Genomic DNA, 20,975 nt, shown 5'->3' on the forward strand with positions numbered 1-20,975 from the left:
ATGCCACCGCCCCTGCCGACGCCGGAAACTCCGGCATCCGAAACGCCGACGCTCGTCATCGGCGAGGCACTCACCGACATCCTCACCGGCCCGGACGGGTCGCGGCGCTGCCGTCCGGGCGGCAGCCCGGCGAACGTGGCGCTGGGCCTGGCCCGGCTCGGCCACCCGGTCCGGCTCGCCACCCGGATCGGCCGCGATCCCTTCGGCCAGGTGCTGCGGACCCATCTGGGCCGAAGCGGGGTGGTGCTCACGGACGGGTCCGTCCTCGATGTCCCGACGTCGACGGCCGCCGCCCGTCTCGATGCGGCCGGGGCGGCCGAGTACACCTTCGACATCTCGTGGGAGCTGCCTCCCAAGGCCCTGGAGACCGCCCGCTCCGGTACGGCGGGCCACCTGCACACCGGATCGATCGCCACGGCGCTCGCGCCAGGTGCCGATCAGGTGCTCGCCGCCGTCGAGGCCGCACGGGACACGTCCACCGTCTCGTACGACCCGAACCTTAGGCCCGCACTGCTCGGAAAGCCCGACGACGAGCGTCCTCGGGTCGAGCACCTGGTCTCGGTCAGTGATGTGGTGAAGGCCAGTCAGGAAGATCTGGCCTGGCTCTACCCCGGGCAGGACATCCACGAAGTGGCCCTCCGCTGGTCGCGAAGCGGACCCTCACTCGTGGTCCTCACCTTCGGCGCAGGCGGCTCACAGGTCTGGTGGCGACAGGGCCGGTACGCACTGCCGGCGCCGTCGGTCGAGGTCGTCGACACCGTGGGAGCCGGCGACGCCTTCATGTCGGGACTCCTTAGCGGCCTGCTCCGGGCCGGGCTGCTCGGCGCGGGAGGAACGGCCGGGCAGCCCGACGCATCCGCGCCGCGGACGCGACTCCGCACCGCGACCTCCACCACCGACCCGTACCAGGACGTCCTCCGAGCCCTCCGCCTGGCCACCCGCTCGGCCGCTCTGACCTGCACCAGGGAGGGCGCCGACCCGCCGACCCAGGCTGACATGCCATGACGTGACGTGGGTCGTTCCCGGAGCCCTGCGCCGCTCCCGTCGTGTCGTCAGGCGCCGAAGAACTCGGCCAGCACCGGGGCGAGCGCGTCCGGGGCCACGTCGTGCGTCTGGCCGTCGAGCGTCCGGTGCCCGGCGGTCGGGAGGGCGTCCGCGGTGGCCTTCGCCGCCTGCTGCAGGCCCTCCGGGCTGGCGCCACCGGCGAGGACCAGCGCGGGAATGACGATCGTCGATGCCAGGGCGCGCGGCACGTGGCCGTCGCCGAGCACCTCGTCGTCGTAGGCGAGCGTCGGCGCGATCGCCTCCAACGGGGCCCACCCCGGCTGCGACCGCATACCGTCCACGGCCTGCGCGGGCATACCGACGTGCGTCATGAACAGCGCCACGGCGTCGCCCTTGCGCCCGGCGTCGAGCAACTCGTGGAGCTGCTCGGTGTACCTCTTGATCCGGGTGCCGTCTTCGCTCTCAGCCATGAACGGGGGTTCGTAGAGCGCCATCCTGGCGATCCCGGAGCCGGCCGCCGCAGCCGCCAGAGTGAGCGCCGCACCGGAGGAGATTCCGTAGACGTACGCCCGGCCACCGGCCCGCGCGATGACGGCCTGCAGGTCCTCGATCTCGCGGGCGACCGCGTACGGGGTGGTGTCCGAGCTGTCGCCCCGGCCACGACGGTCGTACGTGTGGACGGTGAAGCTCTCCCGCAGCAGCGCGGCGAGCGGCCGCATCGGCCCCGCGGCGCGGTGGCACATGGCGCCGTCGACGAGGACGAGCGCCGGCCCGCTGCCGGTGTGCTCATAGGCGATCTCGGTGCCGTCGGCTGATGTGAGTACAGACATGACGTGCTCCTTACTCCTGCTGTCCCTGCTCGGGGTCGAGACCGGCCAGGTAGACGTCGAGGCGGTCGAGGCTGGTGCTGAAACCGGCTCTCGCCTCTGCACTGAGGTACGCGGCCGGCACGTTGGTCTGATGGGTCACCACCTCGGTGCGCCCGTCCTTCAGATCGACGAAGGAGATCGTGGTGCGCATGCCGCCCTCGACATCCGCCTCGATCCACACCAGGCGCTCGGGCCGGCGGACCTCGACGAAGACCGCCCGCATGGTGTGCGTGCTGCCGTCGGTATCGCTGACGATGGTGGTCTCGAAGACCCCGCCCGGCCGCGGATCGATGACGATGTTGCCGACCGGGGTGGTCGTACCGGTCGGCCCCCAGAAGTGAGTGAGGTGCTCCGGCATGGTCATGCAGTCGAACAGCAACTCGGGCGACGCCCGGTGCACGCGCCGATACGTGAGCTCACCTGTCGCGGTCATTGTGGCGTCCCTTCGTCGTCGCGCCGCTGGGTCCGAAGCGCCGCCAGATGCTCGTCGAGACGATCATGACGGTCGGCCCAGACCTGCCGGTGCCGTGTGATCCAGTCGGCGGCCGTGTCGAGGCGCACCGTCTCCAGAGCGCACGGCCGTGACTGCGCGCTGCGGGTCCGTGAGATGAGCCGGGCGCGCTCGAGCACTCTCAGGTGCTTCGAGACCGCCTGCTGCGTCATCGCGAACGGCTCGGCGAGCTCGTTCACCGTCGCGTCGCCGCGTGCCAGCTGCTCCAGGATCGCGCGCCTGGTGGGATCGGCCAGCGCCGAGAACACCAGGCTCAATTCGTCTTCGACGACTGCCATACCTCGACCGTACCCACAACCAGCTATTTTCACAACCGATAGGTTGTGAAGTGCAGGCGGGGGTGGTACCGGGGTACTACCGTCCGTTTGTGGATCAGTCCGGGGTACCACGGTTCCGGGGTCCGCGGCTTCTAGCGTTGCTGGTGAGGCGGTCGGGCAGGACCGGCGCCCCTGAGCGAGGGAAGACGCGATGATCGAGGCGCAGCAGCTGACGAAGAGGTACGGGGAGACGACGGCGGTCGACCGGCTGGACTTCACGGTCAGGCCCGGCACCGTCACCGGGTTCCTCGGACCCAATGGCGCGGGCAAGTCGACCACGATGCGGATGATCGTCGGTCTGGACGCCCCCACCCACGGCACGGTCACCGTCAACGGCCGCCGCTACGCCGAGCACACCGCCCCGCTGCAGGAGGTCGGGGCCCTGCTGGAGGCGAAGTCGATCCACCCGGGCCGGTCGGCGTTCGACCACCTGATGGCCCAGGCGTACACCCATGGCATTCCGCGCCGCCGGGTGGAGGAGGTCATCGGGATGACGGGTCTGGACTCGGTGGCGAAGAAGCGCGCTGGCGCCTTCTCCCTGGGGATGGGCCAGCGGCTGGGCATCGCGGCCGCGCTGCTCGGCGATCCGGCCACCGTCATGCTCGACGAGCCGGTCAACGGGCTGGACCCCGAGGGCGTGCTGTGGATCCGCAATCTGCTCACGGGGCTGGCGAGTGAGGGCCGCACGGTGTTCGTGTCCTCGCACCTGATGAGCGAGATGGCCCTGGTCGCGGACCATCTGATCGTCGTCGGACGGGGCCGGATGCTGGCCGACACCACCGTCGAGGAACTGATCAGCCAGGCTGGCGGGGACACGGTGCAGGTCGCCACGGCGGATCCCGCCCGGCTGCGCGAGGTCCTGGCGGGACCCGGCATCGAGATCACCGGCCGGGTCGGCTCCGAGGAACTCCAGGTGACGGGCATGGAGGCCCGCGCGATCGGACTGAAGGCCGCCGAGGCCGGCATCGCGCTGTTCCAGCTCACCGCGAAGGCGCTGTCCCTGGAGGAGGCGTTCATGGAACTGACACGGGACGCGGTCGAGTACCACGGCACCACCGAGACCTCCGGGAGCGCAGCATGAGCACCATCACGTCGACCCGCACCCCCGTCCCGAGCCCCGTGCAGGGCGGCCGTCCGGTCTACCGGGTGACCGCGCGGCGCGTGCTGCGCTCGGAGTGGGCCAAGCTGTGGTCCCTGCGCTCCACCTGGATCACCCTGGGCCTGGGCCTGCTGTTCCTGGTGGCCTTCGGCCTGATCGCCTCGTGGCAGTTCAAGTCCAGGATCACCTCCGGCCGGCACATGGACGGCGACTTCGCCAGCTCCACCGCGGTGAGCCTGTCCCTGTTCGGCACGAACTTCGCGCAGTTGGCACTCGGTGTGCTGGGCGTGCTGGTGACCGCGGGCGAGTACTCCACCGGCATGATCCGCTCCACGCTGGCCGCGGTACCGCGCCGGCTGCCGGTGCTCTGGTCCAAGTCGGCCGTCTTCGGCGCGGTCGCCCTGGTGGTCGGCACCGTGGGAGCGTTCGTCGCCTTCCTCTTCGGCAGCGGAATCGTCTCGGGAACGCCTGCGGCCCTCTCGATCTCGGACCCGGGTGTGGTGCGCAGCCTGCTGGCGGCCGGTCTCTACCTCGGTCTGATCGGTGTTCTGGGAACGGCCCTGGGCGCGCTGCTGCGATCGGTGGCCGGCGGTATCTCGGTCCTGGTCGGTTCGCTGATGCTGGTCCCCGGACTCATCTCGCTGCTGCCCAGCTCCTGGCAGGACCACGTGAGGCCCTATCTGCCCAGCGAGGCCGGAGCATCGATGTTCGCCCTTCACCATGAGGCACACACTCTGACTCCTACGGCCGGACTGCTGGTCTTCCTGGCCTGGACCGGACTGGCGATGGCAGGGGCCTCCTGGCGCCTGATGCGCACCGACGCCTGACACTGCCGAAACCGACGACCCGGGATCACGGCGTCGGCGCGTCGCCCGGACAGCTCGGGTGCCGTGCCGACGCCGTTGGCCCACGATGGGCAGGTGACCCCCGTGACCACCGACATCCCCGCCGGAGCTGACCCCTCCGCGCGCCCGCTCCCGCCCGCGGAACCCGATCTGCTGTGGGGACACCCGCTGGTGATCGCGCTGAACCGGGTCGTCCAGCGCCTGCGCGCGGCCGACCTGCGGCGCCCATGGGTGCTGGACACGGCCGTGGCGGTCGGAGTATTCCTGCTGTTCGGCGCGGCGGACCTGGTGCATGACGGCGACCGGCACGAGATGGCCGTGAGGTTCACACACCTGCCGGTGGCCGGGGTGCTGGCCCTGCAGGCCGGGCTGGTGGTGCCCCTGCTGTGGCGGCGCCGTATGCCGTCGGCGACGTTCGCCGCCGTGCTGGCCGTGTTCCTGATCCAGTGGCTGCTGGGGGCCTGGCTGCGCGCCGACGTGGCGCTGCTCATCGCCCTGTACAGCCTGGCACTGCACGGGCGACTGCGGCATCTGCCCTGGGCCTGCGCGGCCATGGCCGGCGTTCTGGGGCTGGTGTCGGTGCGCGTCTCGGAGGCGGTGTCCGTGGGGGACGCGCTGTTCTTCCTGTTCAGCGCGGTGACCGCGGCGCTGGCCCTGGGCCTTGCGGTGCGCATCCGCCGGTCCCAGCTCGCCGGCCTGCGCGAGCGCGCGGCCCGCCTGGAGATCGAACGGGACCAGCGCAGCAAACTGGCCGCCGCCGGCGAACGCACCCGGGTGGCACGCGAGATGCACGACATCGTCGGACACAACCTGTCCGTCATGATCACGCTTGCCGACGGTGGTGCGTACGCGGCTCTCATCGCTCCTGAGCGGGGCAAGGAAGCGCTGGAACTCATCGGCGAGACCGGCCGTCAGGCCCTGGGAGAACTACGGCGCATGCTCGGTGTGCTGCGCGATCGGACGGACGCTCCCGAGCTCAGTCCGCAGCCCGGCATCGCGGACATCGACGCCCTGTGCGCGCGTATCCGTGCTGCCGGCCCCAAGGTCCGCTACCGCACGATCGGAGAGCTGGACGCCCTGGACCGCGGTGTGCAGCTGACGGCCTACCGGATCGTCCAGGAGGCGCTCACCAACTCGCTCCGGCACGCCGGTGCCGAAACCCAGGTGCAACTCGCCCTCACCGTCGACGGCGCACAGCTGCGCATCACCGCCGACGACACCGGTCCGCCCACCGGGACCGGACGGCCCGCACCGGAGAACCAGGAGGGGCACGGCCTGGCGGGCATGGCCGAACGCGCAGCGCTGTACGGCGGGAGCATCATCGCCGGACCACGGCCCGGCGGAGGGTGGAGCGTACAGGTCACCCTCGACCTCACCCCGCTCACCGGCCCCCCGGGAGAGACCTCGTGACCACCGTCCTCATCGGAGAGTCCTCATGACCACCGTCCTCCCGGAGACCTCATGACCACCGTCCTCATCGTGGACGACCAGCCCATGCAGCGTCTGGGCTTCCGCATGCTGCTGGAATCCGTCCCGGACACCGACGTGGTCGGGGAAGCCGCGCACGGAGCCGACGCCGTACGCCAGGCCGCCGAACTGCGCCCCGACGTCGTCCTCATGGACGTACGGATGCCCGGCATGGACGGTATCGAGGCGACCCGCCGCATCGTCGCCACCGGCGGACGCTCCCGCGTCCTGGTCATGACCACCTTCGACCTGGACGAATACGCCCACACCGCGCTGCGCGCCGGCGCCAGCGGCTTCCTCCTCAAGGACGCGCGCCCCGAAGAACTGCTGGCGGGCATCCGGGCGGTCGCCGCGGGCGACGCCGTCATCGCCCCGGCCCTCACCCGGCGCCTGCTCGACGCCTACGCCCACCATCTGCCCGGCCACCTCCAGGACCACGAGCCGCAGGACGATCCCAAGCTGCGCACCCTCACCGGACGCGAACGGGAGATCCTGGTCGCCATCGGGCGGGGCTGGACCAACGCGGAGATCGCCGAGCGGCTGGTGCTGGCGGAGTCCACCGTGAAGACCCACGTCGGACGGGTGCTCGCGAAGATCGGCGCCCGCGACAGGATCCAAGCCGTCATCTTCGCCTACGACCTGGGCCTCACCCGCCCGCACACCACGGACTGACGGCAGTCCGCGCCCGCGGTGACTGGACCCTCCCCACGAGGGAGGGTCCACGATGGTGCCGTGCAGGACGAACTACTGACCGTCGGCCGCTTCGCCCGGCTGTGCCGGCTGAGCGTGAAGCAACTGCGGCACAGACCGGGACGATCGACCGGCTCCGCTCGTTCCCCGACACCGGCGGTCACACCGTGGCCGGCCACCACCACGAGATCTATCTGTCGAACCCGAACCGGACGGCCCCGGACGCGATGCGGACCATCATCCGCTACCCCGTGAAACCGGCGTCCTGATACCGACGGTGCAACGGACGCGGGACCGGGCTTTGTTCGGCCTTCGCGAGTCCCAGTAGGGTCCAGCGTATGTCCGTGAACATTCACCTCTCGCTGCACATCAACGACCTCTCCTCCTCCGACGAGGCCGACGCCGTGGAGACCGCGCTGAGAACGGTCCTGCGGGACCACTCGATCGAGAAGGAGGTGAGGGTCGGCGTCTTCCTGAGTCCGCACTGGGTCAAGGTGACGAGTGAGGACGGTCCGTTGAGCGTCAGACGCTTCGGGCAGTGGAGTGTCGCCTTCGAGCGCGACGTCACGGAGGCGGTCCGTGCCGTCGCGCCCTCGGCGGACATCGATCTGGAATGGGACTACCCGGACTACGACTGAATCCGCCTCACCGAGCGCGATCCAGCATCAGCGAGCGCGATCGAGCCGGTGATTCACCCCGCGGAGCTCATCCCAGCAGGGCGGCGGCCTCCTGGAAGTCGTCGTACGCCTCGACGTACTGCTGGCCCGCGACGAGCAGGGTCGACCGGTCGGTCAGGGCTCTGGCGAGAACGGCAGGGCCATGGTCCTCGCCCAGCCCGGCCGACCGGCGGGCCAGTACCACTCCCTCGTCGAACAGCGGTCGCAGGTTCTCCAGGAACCGGTAGTGATGCCACTGCTGGTGGAGCGCCGACCGGATGGTCAACCTGCGCTGAACGGTGACCAGTCCAGCCAGGTGGCGGCGCGGATCGCGTTCGGCCAGGGGAGTGAGGACGGCGGCTTCCTCCTCCAGCGTGGCCCGCCCCTCGACGTACGCGTGCCTGATGTCGGGCGACCAGTCGAGGGAGCCGAACGGCGGTGCCGGCCGGCCCGGAGCCGGCTGTTCGTCCGCTCGTCCCGACAGGCCCAACAGGACCGTCCACCGGTCGAGGATGTTGCCCCAGCTCTTCCGTTCGCCGCTCGCCGCCAACTCGGCGAGCAGCGTGCCGATTTCACCTCGCGCTGCGCGGGCCTCGTCGCGCCGCGCCCGGGCGTCGAGCATCTGGGAGAGATGGACCAGCTCCCACAACCTGATGGACAGCGACGTGCGGACGCCTTCCAGTTCTCCGCGGGTGGCGGCCGAGAGTTCGGTGAACGCATCGATCGCCGCATCGTGCAGACCGGCCGCGTCCAGCTCGGCCGACCACTCGACCATGGACCACCAGAGTCCGCTGCCCGAGGCATCGTCGGCCGACCGAAGGGCCTCGACCATCTCCCCGTACAGCTGTGCCGCCTCGAGGTGGCGGCCCTCCTCGGCCAGCCCGGCTGCCAGGGGCGCGCACCCGAACACGGGGCTGGCCACCTTGCCGTCCTCGAACGCCCGGCGTCCGGTCAGAGCCATCTCCTCGCGAACGGCGAAGCCCTCCGCCCGCCGGCCGAGCGTGTACAGCTGCCTCTGGTAGTCGTTCAGGGTGTCGATCAGCAGCTCGGTTCGCTTCGGTTCCGACGCGTCCAGCTTGCGCACGGCGGCGAGTGCCTCAGCGGTCAGGTTCAGCCGGATCTCCGGCTGGTTCCGGAACTCCTGGTGACTGAGCATCAGAAGTGCCCGGGCCAGCTTCGGCAGATAGGTCAGCGGTCCCACTTGGGCGAGCACTCGGTACGCCCGGATCTCCTCGTGAAGGCCGATTCTGCCGGAGCCGAGCAGGATCGCGCGTGCTCGTAGGACCGATTCGTGATCGACGTTCTCGGAGTGATTCATGAGGGCGATTGTGGGAGTTTTCGAGGGGGCCGGACAAGGTTCCCGGGACGTGCTGTTCGTCCTACGAAAATGCCCTCTGACCTGTCATGATGGGTGTGTCATAACTCCGGCGGCCGAGAAATGGGACGGCCCGGGCAGCACCGCGGGCCCGCGTCACCGACCGGAACCGGGCCCCCTCTGCCTACGGGCGCCGCGTACCGTGGGCGGGTCCGAGCCAGGGAGAAACGTCATGTTGAAGGCTTTCGCCGACCTGTCCACGCCGCTGGTGGCCGATGCCTGCGTCCGCACCGATGTGCCGTTGCGTGTCGCACCACCGGGGATCGGTGTCGTGGTCCCGGGACACCGCATCGCGGGACGGGCGCTGCCGGTTCGGCATTACGGCAGTGTGGATGTGTTCCTTGAGGCGTTCGGTCAGGCGGCCGAAGGTGACGTGCTGGTCATCGACAACGGTGGCCGGTCGGACGAGGCCTGTGTCGGTGACCTCGCGGTGCTGGAGGCCGAAGCGGCCGGGCTGGCGGGCCTGGTGGTGTGGGGGCTGCACCGCGACACACCGGAGCTGGCCGAGATCGGGTTGCCGGTGTTCAGCTACGGCAGCTACCCGCCCGGTCCGGTACGGCTGGACGAGCGGGAGCCCGAGGCGTTGGTCACCGCGCGGTTCGGGCCGCATGTGGTGTCGGACGCCGACATCGTGTTCGGTGACGCCGACGGCGTGTTGTTCGTCGCCGCGGACCGTGCCGAGGAAGTGCTGACGACGGCGCACGCCATCTGGCGGACCGAACGGGAACAGGCCCGCCGGATCCGCGCGGGCGAGACACTGCGCCGGCAGACGAACTTCGACGAGTACCTGGCGCGCCGCGCCGACGATCCCTCACTCACCTTCCGCCGGCATCTGCGGCGGATCGGCGGTGCCATCGAGGAGTAGGCCGGCTGCGATCGGCACACCGCGACGGCCGCACCGCAGGGAGCGGTACGGCCGTCGCGGTTCTGTGCTAATTCCAGCCGGTCAGTCCGGCGCCGTAGGGATAGAGCGGGTTTCCGTACGTGGTCGGTACCGGTTGTCCGGCGTCGATCTTCGCTCGGATCTCGGCGCGTTGGGCGTCCGTGGCGCCGAGGTCGTAGGGCAGGTCCCAGCTCTCGTTCGCGTCCGCGACCGTGTCGGTGCCGCCGGGCTTGAGGACCTGGTCCAGGCTCCGGGGCAGCTGCCAGGGCAGCTTCCCCCTGGGGGTGTAGTCCCCGAAGAGGAGACCGGCCGTCGCCGGACCGGTCTCCTCACCACCGCGATAGGTCACCACGATGGCGTCCGCCAGACCGTTCCAGTCGCTGATCACGATCGGCCGGGGCAGCGTCAGGACGACCACCACCGGAATCCCCTGGTTCTTGAAGTTCTGGATGACGGCGAGCTGATCCGGCGGCAGATAGGGCTGGGTGTCCACCCACGCGGTGGCGTGGGTGTAGGACGGCTCTCCGACGGCTACGACGGCGAGCTTGGGGGAGGGGCCGGTGTCCTGGTAGACGTTGACCCCGGACTTGGCGGCCCTGGCCCGGATGGCCTCCAGCGGGGTGAGTGAGCCGTAGTCGGGGTGGAAGTAGCTGGACCAGATGCAGCACGCGGCGCCGTCGGTGGCGCGGGCGCCGGCGACGACGATGTTGTCGCCCGCGTTGAGCTTGACCGGGAGCACGCCGTTGTTCTTGAGCAGGGTGTTGGACTCGCGCGCGGCCTGGTTGGCGAGGGCGGTGTAGGACGGCTGGTGGAACCGGTAGGGGCCGTTGACCGGGTCGCCGTAGGGGTGGTCGAAGATGCCGAGTTCGAACTTCAGCCGCAGGATCCGGGTCACCGCGTCGTTGATCCGCGCGAGCGGTACCTGGGCTTCGAAGCCGGCCATGGTGAACCCGACGGCGCCCGGGTCGGCGCCGCCCATCACGTCGGACCCGGCGTTGGCCGCGTTCACCCACGCGCCGGAGGGCAGCCAGTCCGTGGTGATCGCACCGGTGTAACCGATGTTCTGCCGCAGGTAGTTGAGGATCTTGGCGCTGTCGCCGGCGCCGGGGCCGCCCGGGTCGAGATAGGAGCTGCCCGCGTACCCCGGCATGATGTTGACCGCGCCGGCTTCGATCGCGGCCCGGAACGGGATCATGTGGTACTTGATCGTCACCGCGTCGTAGACGATGCCGGCCTCGCCGCCCGCGCCTTCGCCGGGCCAGTGCTTGACGGTGGCGAGGACGGAGCCGGGGTTGAGTTCCGGGCCGCCCTGCAACCCGGCTACCTGCGCCCGCAGTTGGGCCGCCGCGACGTCGGCGTTCTCGCCGCCGCCCTCCTGGATGCGCGGGTAGAGCACCTTGGTGCCGACCTCGGCGAGCGGTGAGAGCGTGCCGCGCGCGCCGACCTCCAGCTCCTCCTTGCGCTGCATGTCCCCCAGTCGGTAGTCGAGTGGATAGTCCTTGCCCGCGGCCAGCGCACTCTGCAGCGGGTACGTGGTCTGGTAGCCGGCGGTGGTGTCGCCCGCGGACACAGGCGGGATGCCCAGCCGGGTGGCCGCCGTGGAGATCAGTACGTTGTTCAGGTCGGCCGGTTGGGCGGGTCCGAAGTGCCAGCCCGACATCGGGTAGGACTGGACGTTGTAGAACATCTGGAAGGCCTTCTCCTCCAGCGTCATCCGGCCCAGGAGATCGGCGGTCCGGGTGGCGATCGGCTGCCGCCAGTCCTCGTACGGCTCGACGGTGCCGTTCTTGTTGAGGTCCCGGGCACCGTTGACGATGGCGACGCCGTCGTTCACGGTCTCGATATCGGGCAGGTAGAGGCTGAAGCTGCGGATGTCGGAGGTGGTGCGCGCGCCGGAGCCGCTCACCGCGACGACGTACCACTTGTAGGTCCACCGGTCGCTGATGTCCCAGGTCGGGGTGTACGTCGTGCCGGTGGGTTCGGCGACCTTGGTGTAGAGGTCGAGCAGGTTGCCCGGGGCCGCGAAGTCGTAGTCGGTGCGGCTGATGTTGAGCCAGACCTCGTAGTGGGCGGTCCCCGCGACGCCGGCCCAGGAGAGCGCCGGCCTGCGGGTGTTCGTGACCATGGCCTTGTCCGCGGGTGCCGACAGCGCGAACTGGTTCACCGTGGCCGGTGCCTTGGTGGGTCCGGAGAGCAGGGGCGGGGTGGCGGTGGACGTGTCGACGGTGCCCAGGACCTGGAACTCCCACAGGGAGTAGCCGTAGCCGGTGGCCCGAGCGGTGCCGGTCAGCCGGACGTAGCGGCCCTTGCCGTTGACGGTGAGGTTCTCGACGCCGCCCTTGCCGCTGGTGGTGCTGTAGAGGGGTGACCAGGTGGTGGCGTCGTCGGACACGTCGAGGTGGTAGCCCGTGGCGTAGGCGGACTCCCAGTTCAGCGAGACACCGGTGACCGTGGCCCGGCCGCCGAGGTCGACCTGCAGCCACTGGCTGTCGGTGTACAGGCTGGACCAACGGGTGTTGGTGCGCCCGTCCAGCGCCGCCGCGGGAGCGTTGGCACCCTCCCACGAGGAGGCCGAGACCTGCTTGTAGGCGGAGATGACCGCGCCGCCCGGATCACCGGGGCCTCCGGAGCCGCCGGTGTGGACCGCGAACTCCCACAGGGAGTAGCCGTATCCGGTGGCGCGCGCCGTGCCGTACATCCGGACGTAGCGGCCGGTCCCGCTGACGGTGAGGTTCTGGGTTCCTCCGCCGCCGGCAGCGGTGGTGTAGACGCTGGTCCAGTTGCCGGTTCCGGTGTCGGAGACCTGGATCTGGAAGGCCGTGGCGTACGCCGTCTCCCAGGTCAGGGAGACCTGGCAGATGTCCTGGGCGGAGCCGAGGTCGACCTGCAGCCACTGCGGGTCGGTGGCCGCGCTGGACCAGCGGGTTCCGGCGTTGCCGTCGACCGCCGCGGTCGCCGGGGTGCCGCCGTTCTCGGTCGACGACGCGGTCGCCGGACGGTTCACGGCGGCGTTGTCGGTGCCGCAGGCGCCGGGCTGCGTGCCGCCGCCGGTGCCGTAGACCTGGAACTCCCACAGGGAGTAGCCGTAGCCGGTCGCCCGGGTGGTCCCGTAGATCCGGACGTAGCGCCCGGAGGCGGTCACGTCGAGGGTCTGGTGGCCGCCCGGGCCGGTGGTGGTGGAGTAGGCGTCGGTCCAGGTGGTGCCGTTGCCGGAGACCTGGATCGTGAACGCCGTGGCGTAGGCGGCCTCCCAGTTGAGGGCGACCTGGGTGATGTCCTGGGTGGAGCCGAGGTCGACCTGCAGCCACTGCGGGTCGGTGGCGGCGCTCGACCAGCGGGTTCCGGCGTCGCCGTCGACCGCCGCCGATGCCGGGGTGCCCGCGTTCTCCGTCGAGGACGCGGTCGCGGGCTTGCCCTGCGACAACAGGGTTGTGGCCGCGTTCGCGGTGACGTTCATGGCGCCGAGTGCGCCACCGGTCGCGAGGACTGCCGCGAGTAACACCGCGATCAGTCGTCGACGCCGTGCGAGGTGTTGGAGGAGGAGAGACAGGAGGCTCATGCACATCTCCGTGGGGTGGGGTGTGATGCCTCTTGCCACCGCCACGCCGTCATGAGCCCGACGACGGTGCGGCGGCTGTGGGCTGGTTCGCCTTACTACTGCAGGCTGTTATGGGTTCGGGCAATGACGCCAAGGGTGCTGGAGAGCGCTCTCCCGGGGGGAGTTTCTTCCAATGCCCGAACACTGTCAACAGATTCGACAGACCCCGTGCCGAGCCGGGCACCGTCGGCGGACCGCAGCGATCTTCACCTTCGTGGCGTGGCGGCGCCGTGGGCCGGGCTGCGACAGGTCACCACGGCGGGTCACCGCGACCGGTCGTCGGGACCGGTCACCGGGACCGGGAACGTCCACGGGCCTCGAACAGCAGCGGAAGGAGCGAGACGGCGACGATCAACGCGACGATCAGCAGCAGGTACCGCTCGATGCCCGGTACGGCGTTCCCCAGCCAGTAGCCGGCCAGCACGAGGCTCTGCGACCAGGCCAGCCCTCCGACGATCTGCCAGAGGGTGAACGTGCGCACCGGCACGTTCAGCGCGCCCGCCAGGGGGCTCAGCACCGTACGGACCACGGGGATGAAGCGGCCGATCACGATCACCTTGCGGTATCCGTAGCGGCGCAGCAGTTCGTCCGAGCGGGTCACCGCCGACTTCAGCCGTTCGTTCCGGCCGCGGGCCAGCGCCGCACGGCCGCCGTGCCGCCCCAGGAGGAAGCCGACCTGCGCGCCGGCGACCGACCCGACGGCCGCGCAGAGGAGCACCTGCCACAGGGACAGGTGCGGACCCGATTCGACGCCGCCGGCGCAGAGCACTCCGGCGGGGAAGAGCAGGGTGTCCCCGGGCAGGAAGAAGCCGACCACCAGCAGACCCGATTCGGCGAAGACCACCACCAGCACGGCCAGCGCGCCGAAGGCCGCGAGCAGGGAAGCCCCGCTCGTCGGGTCGACCGCCATGAGCGCCCAGCTCATGGCGTCCCGGCTGGATGGCGCCAAACATCCGCGTGTCGTCCTGCACGGGAACTGAACACATCTTGAACGGTACCCGCGCGGCCTGGGGTCGGCCCGGCGAGGACCTGGCCGGGGGAGCGTCCACGACCGATCGAAGGTAACGGTGCGTGATCGGGTCGGGCTAGGGCGCTCGCGTGCTCGCCAGACCTGCTCCGCAGACGGCGCAGAGCTGGTGCACCCAGTAGCCGCCGTCATGCCATGCCGTGGTGCCGTTCCTCGTTCCACACACACGGCACGCGGGGATCCGGTCGCCGTCGCGCCGCACGGATGAACGCAGGACCCGTTCGACCACGACGGGCAGCGCCTCGGTGGGGTGCCGCACCGGGTCGGGGCAGTGGACGAGGATTCCCGGCCGGGATCGCCCGCCCCGCCAGCTGCCGGCGTCGACCGGCTGCCGTTCGCCCCGCGCCTTTTCATGCCGCCGCCGGGAAGCGTAGGCGCGCTCGTCGGCGAGCCAGAGCTGCCGGGCCAGATGCAGTTCCTCGACAGCCCTTACGAGCGATCCCGGATCCCTCTCCGGCTCCCTGGGTATCCGGGCGCTCCAGCTCAGATGGTGGTACGTGGCCCGGAAGCCGTAGGGCGCGAAGTTCTGGAGGCAATGGCGCAGATGCGAGTGCCGGACGCGCGCGGACAGACCCTCGTCATGGACCCGCCGCCGGTGCGTCGCGAAGCTGCTCATGCCCTGACGCTACGGCCGGTGACGCGAGCGCCGCACCAGACTTGTCGGGGGTGTCGATATGGCCGGGCCCCGTTCGTACAGAGGGTGGGACGCCGGCAGGCTGTGTCGGCGCGGCAGAAGGGCTGTGAGACGGATGAACGAGATGCGGACGTTGCTTTCCGGGCGGGGGCTGCTCGAGTCGCCGCGCTGGCACGGTGACCGGTTGTACTTCTCCGACTGGTCCGCGGGCGAGGTCGTCGCCGTGGACCTCCAGGGCCGCAGCGAGGTGATCGCCCGGGTGAAGTCGCTGCCGCTGTGTACGGACTGGCTCCCGGACGGCCGGCTGGTGATCGTCTCGTCCCTCGACGGACGGCTGCTGCGCCGGGAGCGTGATGAGTCGCTGGTCGTCCACGCGGAACTGGGCATGCCGGGATGGAACGACATCGTGGTGGACGGCCGCGGCAACGCCTACGTCAACCGCGCCGGCTTCGACCCGATGGCCGGCGAGGCGGTCAGGCCCGGATTCGTATATCTGGCGGCGGCGGACGGATCGGTGCGCCAGGTGGCCGACGACATCCTGTTCCCCAACGGGATGGCGGTGACCCCCGACAACTCCACCCTGATCGTCGCGGACTCGTACCGGCACAGCCTGGTGGCCTTCGCCATCGGCGCCGACGGCGGGCTGTCCGGCCGGCGCGTCTGGGCCGACCTCGGCGAGGGCACCCCCGACGGCATCTGCACCGACGCCGAGGGCGCGGTCTGGTACGCCGACGTGCCCAACAAGCGGTGCGTACGCGTCGCCGAAGGCGGTGAGGTGCTGCAGGTCGTCGAGCTGGACCGCGGCGGCTTCGCCTGCGCGCTCGGCGGACAGGACGGGACGACGCTGTTCGTGGTGGCGGCGGAGTGGCGGGGCATGTCAGAACTGGTGGCTCCCGGCAGCGGTCAGGTGCTGAGCATCGAGGTCGGGGTACCGGGGGCGGGCCGGCCGTGATGCCGTGACCGGGCGGCGGATCGCAAGGGCCTGCTGAGGGATCTCCGCCGATTCGGTGGCTGCGCCTTCGGTGGATTCGGCGCCGGGTCCTGTGCACCGCGCACGGCGCTGGAAGGATGCCGCCCATGCCCTTCCTGGTCGCTCCCGCGATATCCACCGGTGCTCTCGCCGCCTCCGGCCAGCCTGTTCTGCCGGTCGGAGCCGATGCGTCGCTCCGCCCCTGGCTGCTGTCCGACGCCGAGGCCGTGCGGGAGGCGTTCCAGGATCCGGCGATCCAGCGCTGGCATGTGCGGAGAGCGGATTCCGTGGACGAGGCGCGGGAGTGGATCAGAGGGTGGCGGAGCGGTTGGCGGGACGAGACGGAAGGGCACTGGGCGATCGTCGATGCCGCGAGTGACGCGCTGCTGGGCCGTATGGCCCTGAAGTCCCTGTCCTTGGCGGACGGCAAGGCCGAACTCGCCTACTGGACGGTGCCGTCGGCACGCGGTCATGGATTGTGCCCTCGCGCGGTCACGGCGCTGACGCGTTGGGCGCTGGGGGAGGGCGGGTTCCACCGCATCGAGCTGGAACACTCGACCGCCAATCAGGCGTCATGCCGGGTGGCGGTCAAGGCCGGTTTCGAGGAGGAGGGAACCCGTCGCGGAGCGGCGCTGCACGCCGACGGTGGGCATGACATGCATCTTCACGCCCGTGTCCGGCAGGCCCGGCAGCCGTCATGACGTCGAAAACCCGCGCCACCGGCCGGACCGTGCGAAGGCCGGGCCGGTACGGGGTGGACCGGGTACGAGGAGGACCGGGTTCGGGATGGACCGGGTACGGAGTCGACCGGTCCGGGGTGGGCCGGAGGCTTTCTCAGGCCTGATCGAGGAAGCGGACGGACCATGCGTAGCCGCTGGTGCTACTGGAAGGGACCTGGCGGACTTCCGTCACCCGGCAGCCGTCATGGGCGTACTTGCGGGCGAACCGGTCCAGGCGCTGTGCCTCGTCGAGTGCTTCCATGGACAGGGGAGCGCCCACGACGAGGTCCTCGTGCAGCGTCGCTCCGTCGGTGGCGTCGGTGGAACAGGTACGGCATTGGTGCGTTGCGGGTAGGGGCATGGTTCCAGTGTGCGCCTGATGTGCCGCATAGCCCGCATGCGTGCCTCCGGCCGATCCGGGGGATCGTCACCAGAGCTTGTCGATCTCGCCCGGATACAGCTCGATACGGGCGTGGGCGAACGCCTCCCGCCCCTCGCGTCCCGCGGTGGAGAAGAAGTCCGCCATGGTGACCTTGCCGAAGCCCGGCTGGTCGCTCGGAAAGGGAGTCTGCGGCGTTCCCCCGATGAGCACGGCCCCGGGAAGCAGCTGCCAGCCGGCGCTCTCGTAGAACGTCTGGAGCGGCCGGTCGCAGGTGAACAACCCCAGGTCCAGGTCTCGTGCGGGCATCGCCTCCCGGGCGGCGGCCACCAGCTGTCGGCCATATCCGTGACCACGTGTGTCCTGGCGCGTCACCACGGTGCTCAGCCCGCCCACGGCATAGCGCCGCCCGGCGTGGACGATCTCCTTGGACAGGATGTCCAGCGCGGACAACACCGTGCCGTCCTCCACGAGGAGCATCGACAGCGGACGAAGCGCCGGATCATGGGTCGGCGCCTCGTCAGGGACCGGCCGGCCCTTCCCGGGCGGCCATGCCTGGTGCTGGATCTCCAGCACCTGGACCCGCAGCTCGGACGGAGTGGCCTCTTCGGGGAACGACAGGATCTGCACCTGCTGATTCTGTTCACACACCGCGCCGGCGCAAGCCCCGGCATGACCCGGGATCCGGTCACGGCTGCGTGGAGAGCCGGGTGTCGAGCGTCAGCGTGAGGTGGTGCACCGCGCGGTGGGGGACCGAGATGGCGTGGTACTCGCTGTAACGCACCGCGGGACCCGCACGGAAGTGCAGGCGCAGCAGTTCCTCGATCGCGGAGACCGTCGCTTCGTCGGCCGCCTCGATGCTGACGTTGCCGTATCCGTCGGGAAGCTCGTCTGTCCTCATGTCTCTGTTGTAGGCCGACTCCGTCGACGGCGCTCGGTGGCGTGAACGGAGCCGGTTGCCCGGGCCGGAACGGACCACTCCGCCGAAGCCGGGCCGTGCGCCCGAAAGCATTGACGCCTGCTCAGGCCAGCCGCAGCGTGATGTAGGCGATGGTGTCGCCCGGCAGCACGTACCTCTCGAATTCGACGAATCCGTGCGCCAGCGCGAACCGCAGCCCGTCCGTGTTGGATGCCAGGACGATCGTCTCGATCACCTCGGCGCCCAGCTTCCGCGCTTGTGCCAGCCCCTCCGCATAGATCTCGCCGCCGAACCCCTGCCCGCGGTGAGCGGGCAGCACCCGGGCGATCAACGTGGCCGTCGAGGTGTCGTCCGTGGGCGGGCGCACCGTCGAGCAACCCACCAGAACGTCGCCGAGATACGCGACGTCCAACCGGTTGCGCCGCACGCGTTCGCGCACGTCGTCGAGGGACAGGGGGTCGGTCGGGATGATCAGGTTGTGGACGTGCTGCCAGTCCTTGACGGCGGCCTCGCCGTCGACCTGCTCGATGCGGAGGTTGGGCATCGGAACAGAGAATCGCACGCGTCGCCGGGCGTCAACCGATAACGGGCCTCGGGGCCGGAAGGGTTGAGCTCCGGGGACGCGGACGCGGTGCTGCCCGGCGGGATGTGACATCCGCCGGGCAGCACCGCGTGGGAGTGGGTGGCTCAGGGTCGGGTCAGCAGGCGCCGAGGTCCTGCCAGACGCCCCACTCACCGGTGGTGCCGGGCTCCTCGCCCGTGGTCCACCACTTGGCCTTCCAGGTGTGGCCCTTGTGGGAGACCTGCATGCCGTTGGTGTACACGGCGCCGCTCGCCCAGGCGGCGGCGGTGCACTGGTGGCCCGTCCCGCCGGTGACGGTCAGGGTGTAGGTCGCCGTGTGGCTGCCGGAGGTACCCGAGCCGGTGACGCTGATGGTGTAGGAACCCGATACGGTCGCCGCGGTCGTGGCGAGGGTGAGCGTCGAGGAGCCGCCCGCCGTCACCGAGGTGGGACTCAGCGAGGCGGTGACGCCTGCGGGGGCTCCGCTGACGGTGAGGCCGACCGTCTGCGCCTGGCCCGCCGTCACCGCGGTCTTCACGCTGCTGGTGGCCGAGCTGCCCGCGACCACGGACCCGGAGGCGGGGGTGGCCGTCACCGAGAAGTCGTTGGTCGGGGTCGTGGTTCCGCTGGTGAAGGGCGCGAAGATGTGGGTGAAGTCCCAGGTGTTCTGCTGGATACCGGAGCAGTTGTCGGCGGCCGCGCCGCCCGGGCAGCCGCCGTTGTCACGCTGCAGTGCCCAGAACGAGAGGGTGTTGACGCCCTTGGAGACCGCCCAATTGTAGACCTGGGTGGCGTTGGCCACCGTGAAGGTCTCGGCCGGCCCGAAGTCGTCGACGCCCGGCATCTCGGTGATGCCGACCATGGCCCAGCGCTGGGCGGAGGTCTTACCGGGATAGAGCTGCCCGAGCTGGTTGTACAGGCCCGTTGCGGCGGTCTGGGTGTCGTTCGCCATGTTGTGGGTGGCGTTGTCGTAGTAGTCGAACGTCATGAGGTTCGCGACGTCGACCCGCGCGCCGTTGGCGACGGCGTTCTGCAGCACCGCGAGCCCGGTCGCGCCGAGGCCGCTGGTGGTCGTCGGGAGCGTGTAGGAGACCTCGACCTTGCGGCCGTTGGCCGCCGCCCAGTCCTGGACGAGCTTGATGGCCTTGTTCCGCCGGTCGATGCCCGCGGTGTTGTCCAGCGAGTCGACCTCGACGTCCATGTCGAGCCGCGAGATGTCGTAGGTCGTGATGACCTTCTCGTACGCGGCGGCGATCTGGTTGACGTCGGTACAGCTGTCGGCGATCTCGGTGCCGGTGCTGTCCGCGGTGTAGCCGCCGAACGAGGGGATGACGTCCCCGCCCCTGCCCTGAATGGTCTTGATGTCGGCGCCGAAGTTGGCGGCGGCGATCGGCATCCCGCTGTCGCCGTTCCAGTACACCGTGCAGGAGCCCTTGGTCGCCGCCTGGATGAACGCCATCGTCAGGTGCTTCGCACCGGACTGGGCGGCCAGGGCGGCGGGGCTCTCGCCGGTCCATGCCTCGAAGTAGGGGGCGAAGACGTGGGCCGGCAGGGGGGTGGCCGCCTGAGCCGTGCCGCCGCTGAGCGCGGCCAGGCCAACGGCGGCCACAGCGGTGACGGTCGCGGTGAGGACCGCGCGGAGGGAGCGCATGCTTCTCATGCTTGTCCAAGCTGTGAGGGGGGTGGCCGCCAATTCCCTTGGTGCGGGGCGGCTTTGAGTATGGGACCCCTTGAGCAGGTAGCATGTCAATGGTCTGGACCAAGATAGGACTAGACCAATACCCGGATGGGCTCGCCTCCCGCCAGTCCAGCGGGCGCTCAGCGCAGTGGACCACGCCCGGACGCCGCCGCACGTTGGCCGGAACAGTACGTGCACGGGCCGGCCCCCGCGGTCGCGGAAGCCGGCCCGTACGGGGTGTGGATCAGGCTGCGCCCTCGGTGCTCCAGCCCGGGACCTGGAACCGGGCAGTGAGGTCCGTGCTGCGGACCTCCTCGCCGCAGTCGCGGCAGACGACGGCGGGATCGAGGTCGGCGCCGCAGGAGTGCTCGAAGACGGTCGGCGGCAGATCCGTCAGATGCTGGTCGCCCCAGTGCATCAGCATGAGGAGCACCGGGCGCAGGTCGCGGCCGGCCGCGGTCGCGACGTACTCGAACCGGGGCGGCCGCTCGTTGTAGAGGCTCTTCTCCAGGACTCCCACCTCCACCAAGCGGCGCAGCCGGGCGGCGAGGATGTCGCGCGGGGCTCCGGTGTTACGCGCGATGGCATCGAAGCGCCGGACGCCGAAGAAGACCTCGCGCAGCACCAGCAGGGAGTACTTCTCGCCGATCATGCCGAGCGCGTCGGCGATCGAGCAGGGGCGCGATGTGGTCATACCTCCACCGTAGACCAGGTGGGTTTGCATATCCAACCTACGGCGCTATGGTGAATCCAGTTTTCCAACTTACTGATC

The 20,975-nt window shown here is 70.3% G+C and carries 23 protein-coding genes and 1 pseudogene; 10 read left to right on the forward strand and 14 right to left on the reverse strand.

Annotated elements, in window-relative coordinates; translation table 11 throughout:
- The gene (locus tag C6N31_RS19055) at window positions 1-1,005 is read left to right on the forward strand and encodes a carbohydrate kinase family protein (protein ID WP_138351456.1); all 1,005 of its coding nucleotides are present in this window, start codon (window positions 1-3) and stop codon (window positions 1,003-1,005) included.
- A 47-nt stretch (window positions 1,006-1,052) separates the two neighbouring features.
- Here C6N31_RS19055 and C6N31_RS19060 read toward each other — a convergent pair whose 3' ends face one another.
- From C6N31_RS19060 to C6N31_RS19070, 3 genes are read right to left on the reverse strand one after another with little or no spacing between them, the layout of a single operon-like run.
- Window positions 1,053-1,835 carry an alpha/beta fold hydrolase gene (locus C6N31_RS19060; RefSeq protein ID WP_138351457.1) on the reverse strand — a complete coding sequence of 261 codons (783 nt, stop codon included), beginning with the start codon at window positions 1,833-1,835 and terminating at the stop codon, window positions 1,053-1,055.
- Window positions 1,836-1,845: 10 nt separating this feature from the next.
- Window positions 1,846-2,307, reverse strand: a complete 462-nt coding sequence (locus tag C6N31_RS19065; RefSeq protein ID WP_138351458.1) for an SRPBCC family protein — start codon at window positions 2,305-2,307, stop codon at window positions 1,846-1,848.
- Entirely contained in the window at window positions 2,304-2,663 is a 360-nt protein-coding gene (locus C6N31_RS19070; protein ID WP_138351459.1) for an ArsR/SmtB family transcription factor, read from the reverse strand. Before C6N31_RS19070 ends, C6N31_RS19065 begins: the two co-directional genes overlap by 4 nt.
- A 190-nt stretch (window positions 2,664-2,853) precedes the next feature.
- Between C6N31_RS19070 and C6N31_RS19075 the strand changes: the two genes are divergently transcribed.
- The 6 genes from C6N31_RS19075 to C6N31_RS19100 all read left to right on the forward strand — a co-directional run bounded on the left by C6N31_RS19075 (window position 2,854) and on the right by C6N31_RS19100 (window position 7,441).
- Window positions 2,854-3,783, forward strand: coding sequence for an ABC transporter ATP-binding protein (locus tag C6N31_RS19075; RefSeq protein WP_138351460.1), 930 nt, complete (start codon window positions 2,854-2,856; stop codon window positions 3,781-3,783).
- Window positions 3,780-4,628: an ABC transporter permease gene (locus C6N31_RS19080; protein ID WP_138351461.1), complete on the forward strand. Its 849-nt coding sequence runs from the start codon at window positions 3,780-3,782 to the stop codon at window positions 4,626-4,628. Before C6N31_RS19075 ends, C6N31_RS19080 begins: the two co-directional genes overlap by 4 nt.
- Before the next feature lie 168 nt (window positions 4,629-4,796).
- On the forward strand, window positions 4,797-6,056 hold the full coding sequence (locus C6N31_RS19085; RefSeq protein ID WP_232485397.1) for a sensor histidine kinase: 1,260 nt from the start codon (window positions 4,797-4,799) through the stop codon (window positions 6,054-6,056).
- Between the two features lie 51 nt (window positions 6,057-6,107).
- On the forward strand, window positions 6,108-6,785 hold the full coding sequence (locus C6N31_RS19090) for a response regulator (RefSeq protein ID WP_138351462.1): 678 nt from the start codon (window positions 6,108-6,110) through the stop codon (window positions 6,783-6,785).
- A 101-nt stretch (window positions 6,786-6,886) separates the two neighbouring features.
- Window positions 6,887-7,072, forward strand: coding sequence for a hypothetical protein (locus tag C6N31_RS19095; RefSeq protein WP_198357891.1), 186 nt, complete (start codon window positions 6,887-6,889; stop codon window positions 7,070-7,072).
- Between the two features lie 69 nt (window positions 7,073-7,141).
- Window positions 7,142-7,441 (forward strand): hypothetical protein, encoded by a 300-nt coding sequence (locus C6N31_RS19100; protein ID WP_164292629.1) that lies wholly within the window; start codon window positions 7,142-7,144, stop codon window positions 7,439-7,441.
- A 67-nt stretch (window positions 7,442-7,508) separates the two neighbouring features.
- Here the strand turns inward: C6N31_RS19100 and C6N31_RS19105 are convergent, their stop codons facing one another.
- On the reverse strand, window positions 7,509-8,777 hold the full coding sequence (locus C6N31_RS19105) for a hypothetical protein (RefSeq protein ID WP_198357892.1): 1,269 nt from the start codon (window positions 8,775-8,777) through the stop codon (window positions 7,509-7,511).
- Between the two features lie 229 nt (window positions 8,778-9,006).
- On the opposite strand from C6N31_RS19105, the gene C6N31_RS19110 reads away from it, so the two are divergent.
- Complete coding sequence (locus C6N31_RS19110; RefSeq protein ID WP_198357893.1) at window positions 9,007-9,699, forward strand: RraA family protein; 693 nt, start codon at window positions 9,007-9,009, stop codon at window positions 9,697-9,699.
- A gap of 67 nt (window positions 9,700-9,766) precedes the next feature.
- Here C6N31_RS19110 and C6N31_RS46925 read toward each other — a convergent pair whose 3' ends face one another.
- From C6N31_RS46925 to C6N31_RS19125, 4 genes and pseudogenes are all read right to left on the reverse strand, one after another.
- Window positions 9,767-11,842 (reverse strand): glycoside hydrolase family 3 C-terminal domain-containing protein, encoded by a 2,076-nt coding sequence (locus C6N31_RS46925; RefSeq protein WP_381588594.1) that lies wholly within the window; start codon window positions 11,840-11,842, stop codon window positions 9,767-9,769.
- Window positions 11,843-12,019: 177 nt separating this feature from the next.
- Window positions 12,020-13,276 (reverse strand): annotated as a pseudogene (locus C6N31_RS46930) (discoidin domain-containing protein); the annotation flags it as partial.
- Between the two features lie 328 nt (window positions 13,277-13,604).
- Complete coding sequence (locus C6N31_RS19120) at window positions 13,605-14,240, reverse strand: DedA family protein (RefSeq protein ID WP_138351467.1); 636 nt, start codon at window positions 14,238-14,240, stop codon at window positions 13,605-13,607.
- A gap of 160 nt (window positions 14,241-14,400) precedes the next feature.
- The gene (locus C6N31_RS19125; RefSeq protein ID WP_138351469.1) at window positions 14,401-14,958 is read right to left on the reverse strand and encodes a hypothetical protein; all 558 of its coding nucleotides are present in this window, start codon (window positions 14,956-14,958) and stop codon (window positions 14,401-14,403) included.
- A 142-nt stretch (window positions 14,959-15,100) separates the two neighbouring features.
- On the opposite strand from C6N31_RS19125, the gene C6N31_RS19130 reads away from it, so the two are divergent.
- Window positions 15,101-15,928, forward strand: coding sequence for an SMP-30/gluconolactonase/LRE family protein (locus C6N31_RS19130; protein ID WP_232485380.1), 828 nt, complete (start codon window positions 15,101-15,103; stop codon window positions 15,926-15,928).
- Window positions 15,929-16,053: 125 nt separating this feature from the next.
- A complete protein-coding gene (locus C6N31_RS19135) occupies window positions 16,054-16,647 on the forward strand; it encodes a GNAT family N-acetyltransferase (RefSeq protein WP_198357895.1) in 594 nt (197 codons plus the stop codon).
- A 133-nt stretch (window positions 16,648-16,780) separates the two neighbouring features.
- On the opposite strand, the gene C6N31_RS19140 is transcribed toward C6N31_RS19135, so the two are convergent.
- The 6 genes from C6N31_RS19140 to C6N31_RS19165 all read right to left on the reverse strand — a co-directional run bounded on the left by C6N31_RS19140 (window position 16,781) and on the right by C6N31_RS19165 (window position 20,897).
- Window positions 16,781-17,026, reverse strand: coding sequence for a hypothetical protein (locus C6N31_RS19140; protein WP_138351472.1), 246 nt, complete (start codon window positions 17,024-17,026; stop codon window positions 16,781-16,783).
- A gap of 66 nt (window positions 17,027-17,092) precedes the next feature.
- On the reverse strand, window positions 17,093-17,674 hold the full coding sequence (locus C6N31_RS19145; protein WP_138351473.1) for a GNAT family N-acetyltransferase: 582 nt from the start codon (window positions 17,672-17,674) through the stop codon (window positions 17,093-17,095).
- Between the two features lie 58 nt (window positions 17,675-17,732).
- Window positions 17,733-17,945: a hypothetical protein gene (locus tag C6N31_RS19150; protein WP_138351474.1), complete on the reverse strand. Its 213-nt coding sequence runs from the start codon at window positions 17,943-17,945 to the stop codon at window positions 17,733-17,735.
- Between the two features lie 121 nt (window positions 17,946-18,066).
- A complete protein-coding gene (locus C6N31_RS19155; RefSeq protein WP_138351475.1) occupies window positions 18,067-18,507 on the reverse strand; it encodes a GNAT family N-acetyltransferase in 441 nt (146 codons plus the stop codon).
- A gap of 154 nt (window positions 18,508-18,661) precedes the next feature.
- A complete protein-coding gene (locus C6N31_RS19160; RefSeq protein ID WP_198357896.1) occupies window positions 18,662-20,185 on the reverse strand; it encodes a chitinase in 1,524 nt (507 codons plus the stop codon).
- Window positions 20,186-20,447: 262 nt separating this feature from the next.
- Window positions 20,448-20,897: a winged helix-turn-helix transcriptional regulator gene (locus C6N31_RS19165; protein WP_138351477.1), complete on the reverse strand. Its 450-nt coding sequence runs from the start codon at window positions 20,895-20,897 to the stop codon at window positions 20,448-20,450.
- Window positions 20,898-20,975 lie beyond the last annotated feature (78 nt).

It is taken from the genome of Streptomyces fildesensis (assembly GCF_016107395.1).
Classification (GTDB): Bacteria; Actinomycetota; Actinomycetes; order Streptomycetales; family Streptomycetaceae; genus Actinacidiphila; species Actinacidiphila fildesensis.

Excerpts from the sequence above, each read along its gene's own strand:
- C6N31_RS19055 (WP_138351456.1), top strand. The coding sequence starts at position 1 with ATGCCACCGCCCCTGCCGACGCCGGAAACTCCGGCATCCGAAACGCCG.
- C6N31_RS19060 (WP_138351457.1), bottom strand. The coding sequence starts at position 1,835 with ATGTCTGTACTCACATCAGCCGACGGCACCGAGATCGCCTATGAGCAC.
- C6N31_RS19065 (WP_138351458.1), bottom strand. The coding sequence starts at position 2,307 with ATGACCGCGACAGGTGAGCTCACGTATCGGCGCGTGCACCGGGCGTCG.
- C6N31_RS19070 (WP_138351459.1), bottom strand. The coding sequence starts at position 2,663 with ATGGCAGTCGTCGAAGACGAATTGAGCCTGGTGTTCTCGGCGCTGGCC.
- C6N31_RS19075 (WP_138351460.1), top strand. The coding sequence starts at position 2,854 with ATGATCGAGGCGCAGCAGCTGACGAAGAGGTACGGGGAGACGACGGCG.
- C6N31_RS19080 (WP_138351461.1), top strand. The coding sequence starts at position 3,780 with ATGAGCACCATCACGTCGACCCGCACCCCCGTCCCGAGCCCCGTGCAG.
- C6N31_RS19090 (WP_138351462.1), top strand. The coding sequence starts at position 6,108 with ATGACCACCGTCCTCATCGTGGACGACCAGCCCATGCAGCGTCTGGGC.
- C6N31_RS19100 (WP_164292629.1), top strand. The coding sequence starts at position 7,142 with ATGTCCGTGAACATTCACCTCTCGCTGCACATCAACGACCTCTCCTCC.
- C6N31_RS19105 (WP_198357892.1), bottom strand. The coding sequence starts at position 8,777 with ATGAATCACTCCGAGAACGTCGATCACGAATCGGTCCTACGAGCACGC.
- C6N31_RS19110 (WP_198357893.1), top strand. The coding sequence starts at position 9,007 with ATGTTGAAGGCTTTCGCCGACCTGTCCACGCCGCTGGTGGCCGATGCC.
- C6N31_RS46925 (WP_381588594.1), bottom strand. The coding sequence starts at position 11,842 with ATGGTCACGAACACCCGCAGGCCGGCGCTCTCCTGGGCCGGCGTCGCG.
- C6N31_RS19120 (WP_138351467.1), bottom strand. The coding sequence starts at position 14,240 with ATGAGCTGGGCGCTCATGGCGGTCGACCCGACGAGCGGGGCTTCCCTG.
- C6N31_RS19125 (WP_138351469.1), bottom strand. The coding sequence starts at position 14,958 with ATGAGCAGCTTCGCGACGCACCGGCGGCGGGTCCATGACGAGGGTCTG.
- C6N31_RS19130 (WP_232485380.1), top strand. The coding sequence starts at position 15,101 with ATGCGGACGTTGCTTTCCGGGCGGGGGCTGCTCGAGTCGCCGCGCTGG.
- C6N31_RS19135 (WP_198357895.1), top strand. The coding sequence starts at position 16,054 with ATGCCCTTCCTGGTCGCTCCCGCGATATCCACCGGTGCTCTCGCCGCC.
- C6N31_RS19140 (WP_138351472.1), bottom strand. The coding sequence starts at position 17,026 with ATGCCCCTACCCGCAACGCACCAATGCCGTACCTGTTCCACCGACGCC.
- C6N31_RS19150 (WP_138351474.1), bottom strand. The coding sequence starts at position 17,945 with ATGAGGACAGACGAGCTTCCCGACGGATACGGCAACGTCAGCATCGAG.
- C6N31_RS19155 (WP_138351475.1), bottom strand. The coding sequence starts at position 18,507 with ATGCCCAACCTCCGCATCGAGCAGGTCGACGGCGAGGCCGCCGTCAAG.
- C6N31_RS19160 (WP_198357896.1), bottom strand. The coding sequence starts at position 20,185 with ATGAGAAGCATGCGCTCCCTCCGCGCGGTCCTCACCGCGACCGTCACC.
- C6N31_RS19165 (WP_138351477.1), bottom strand. The coding sequence starts at position 20,897 with ATGACCACATCGCGCCCCTGCTCGATCGCCGACGCGCTCGGCATGATC.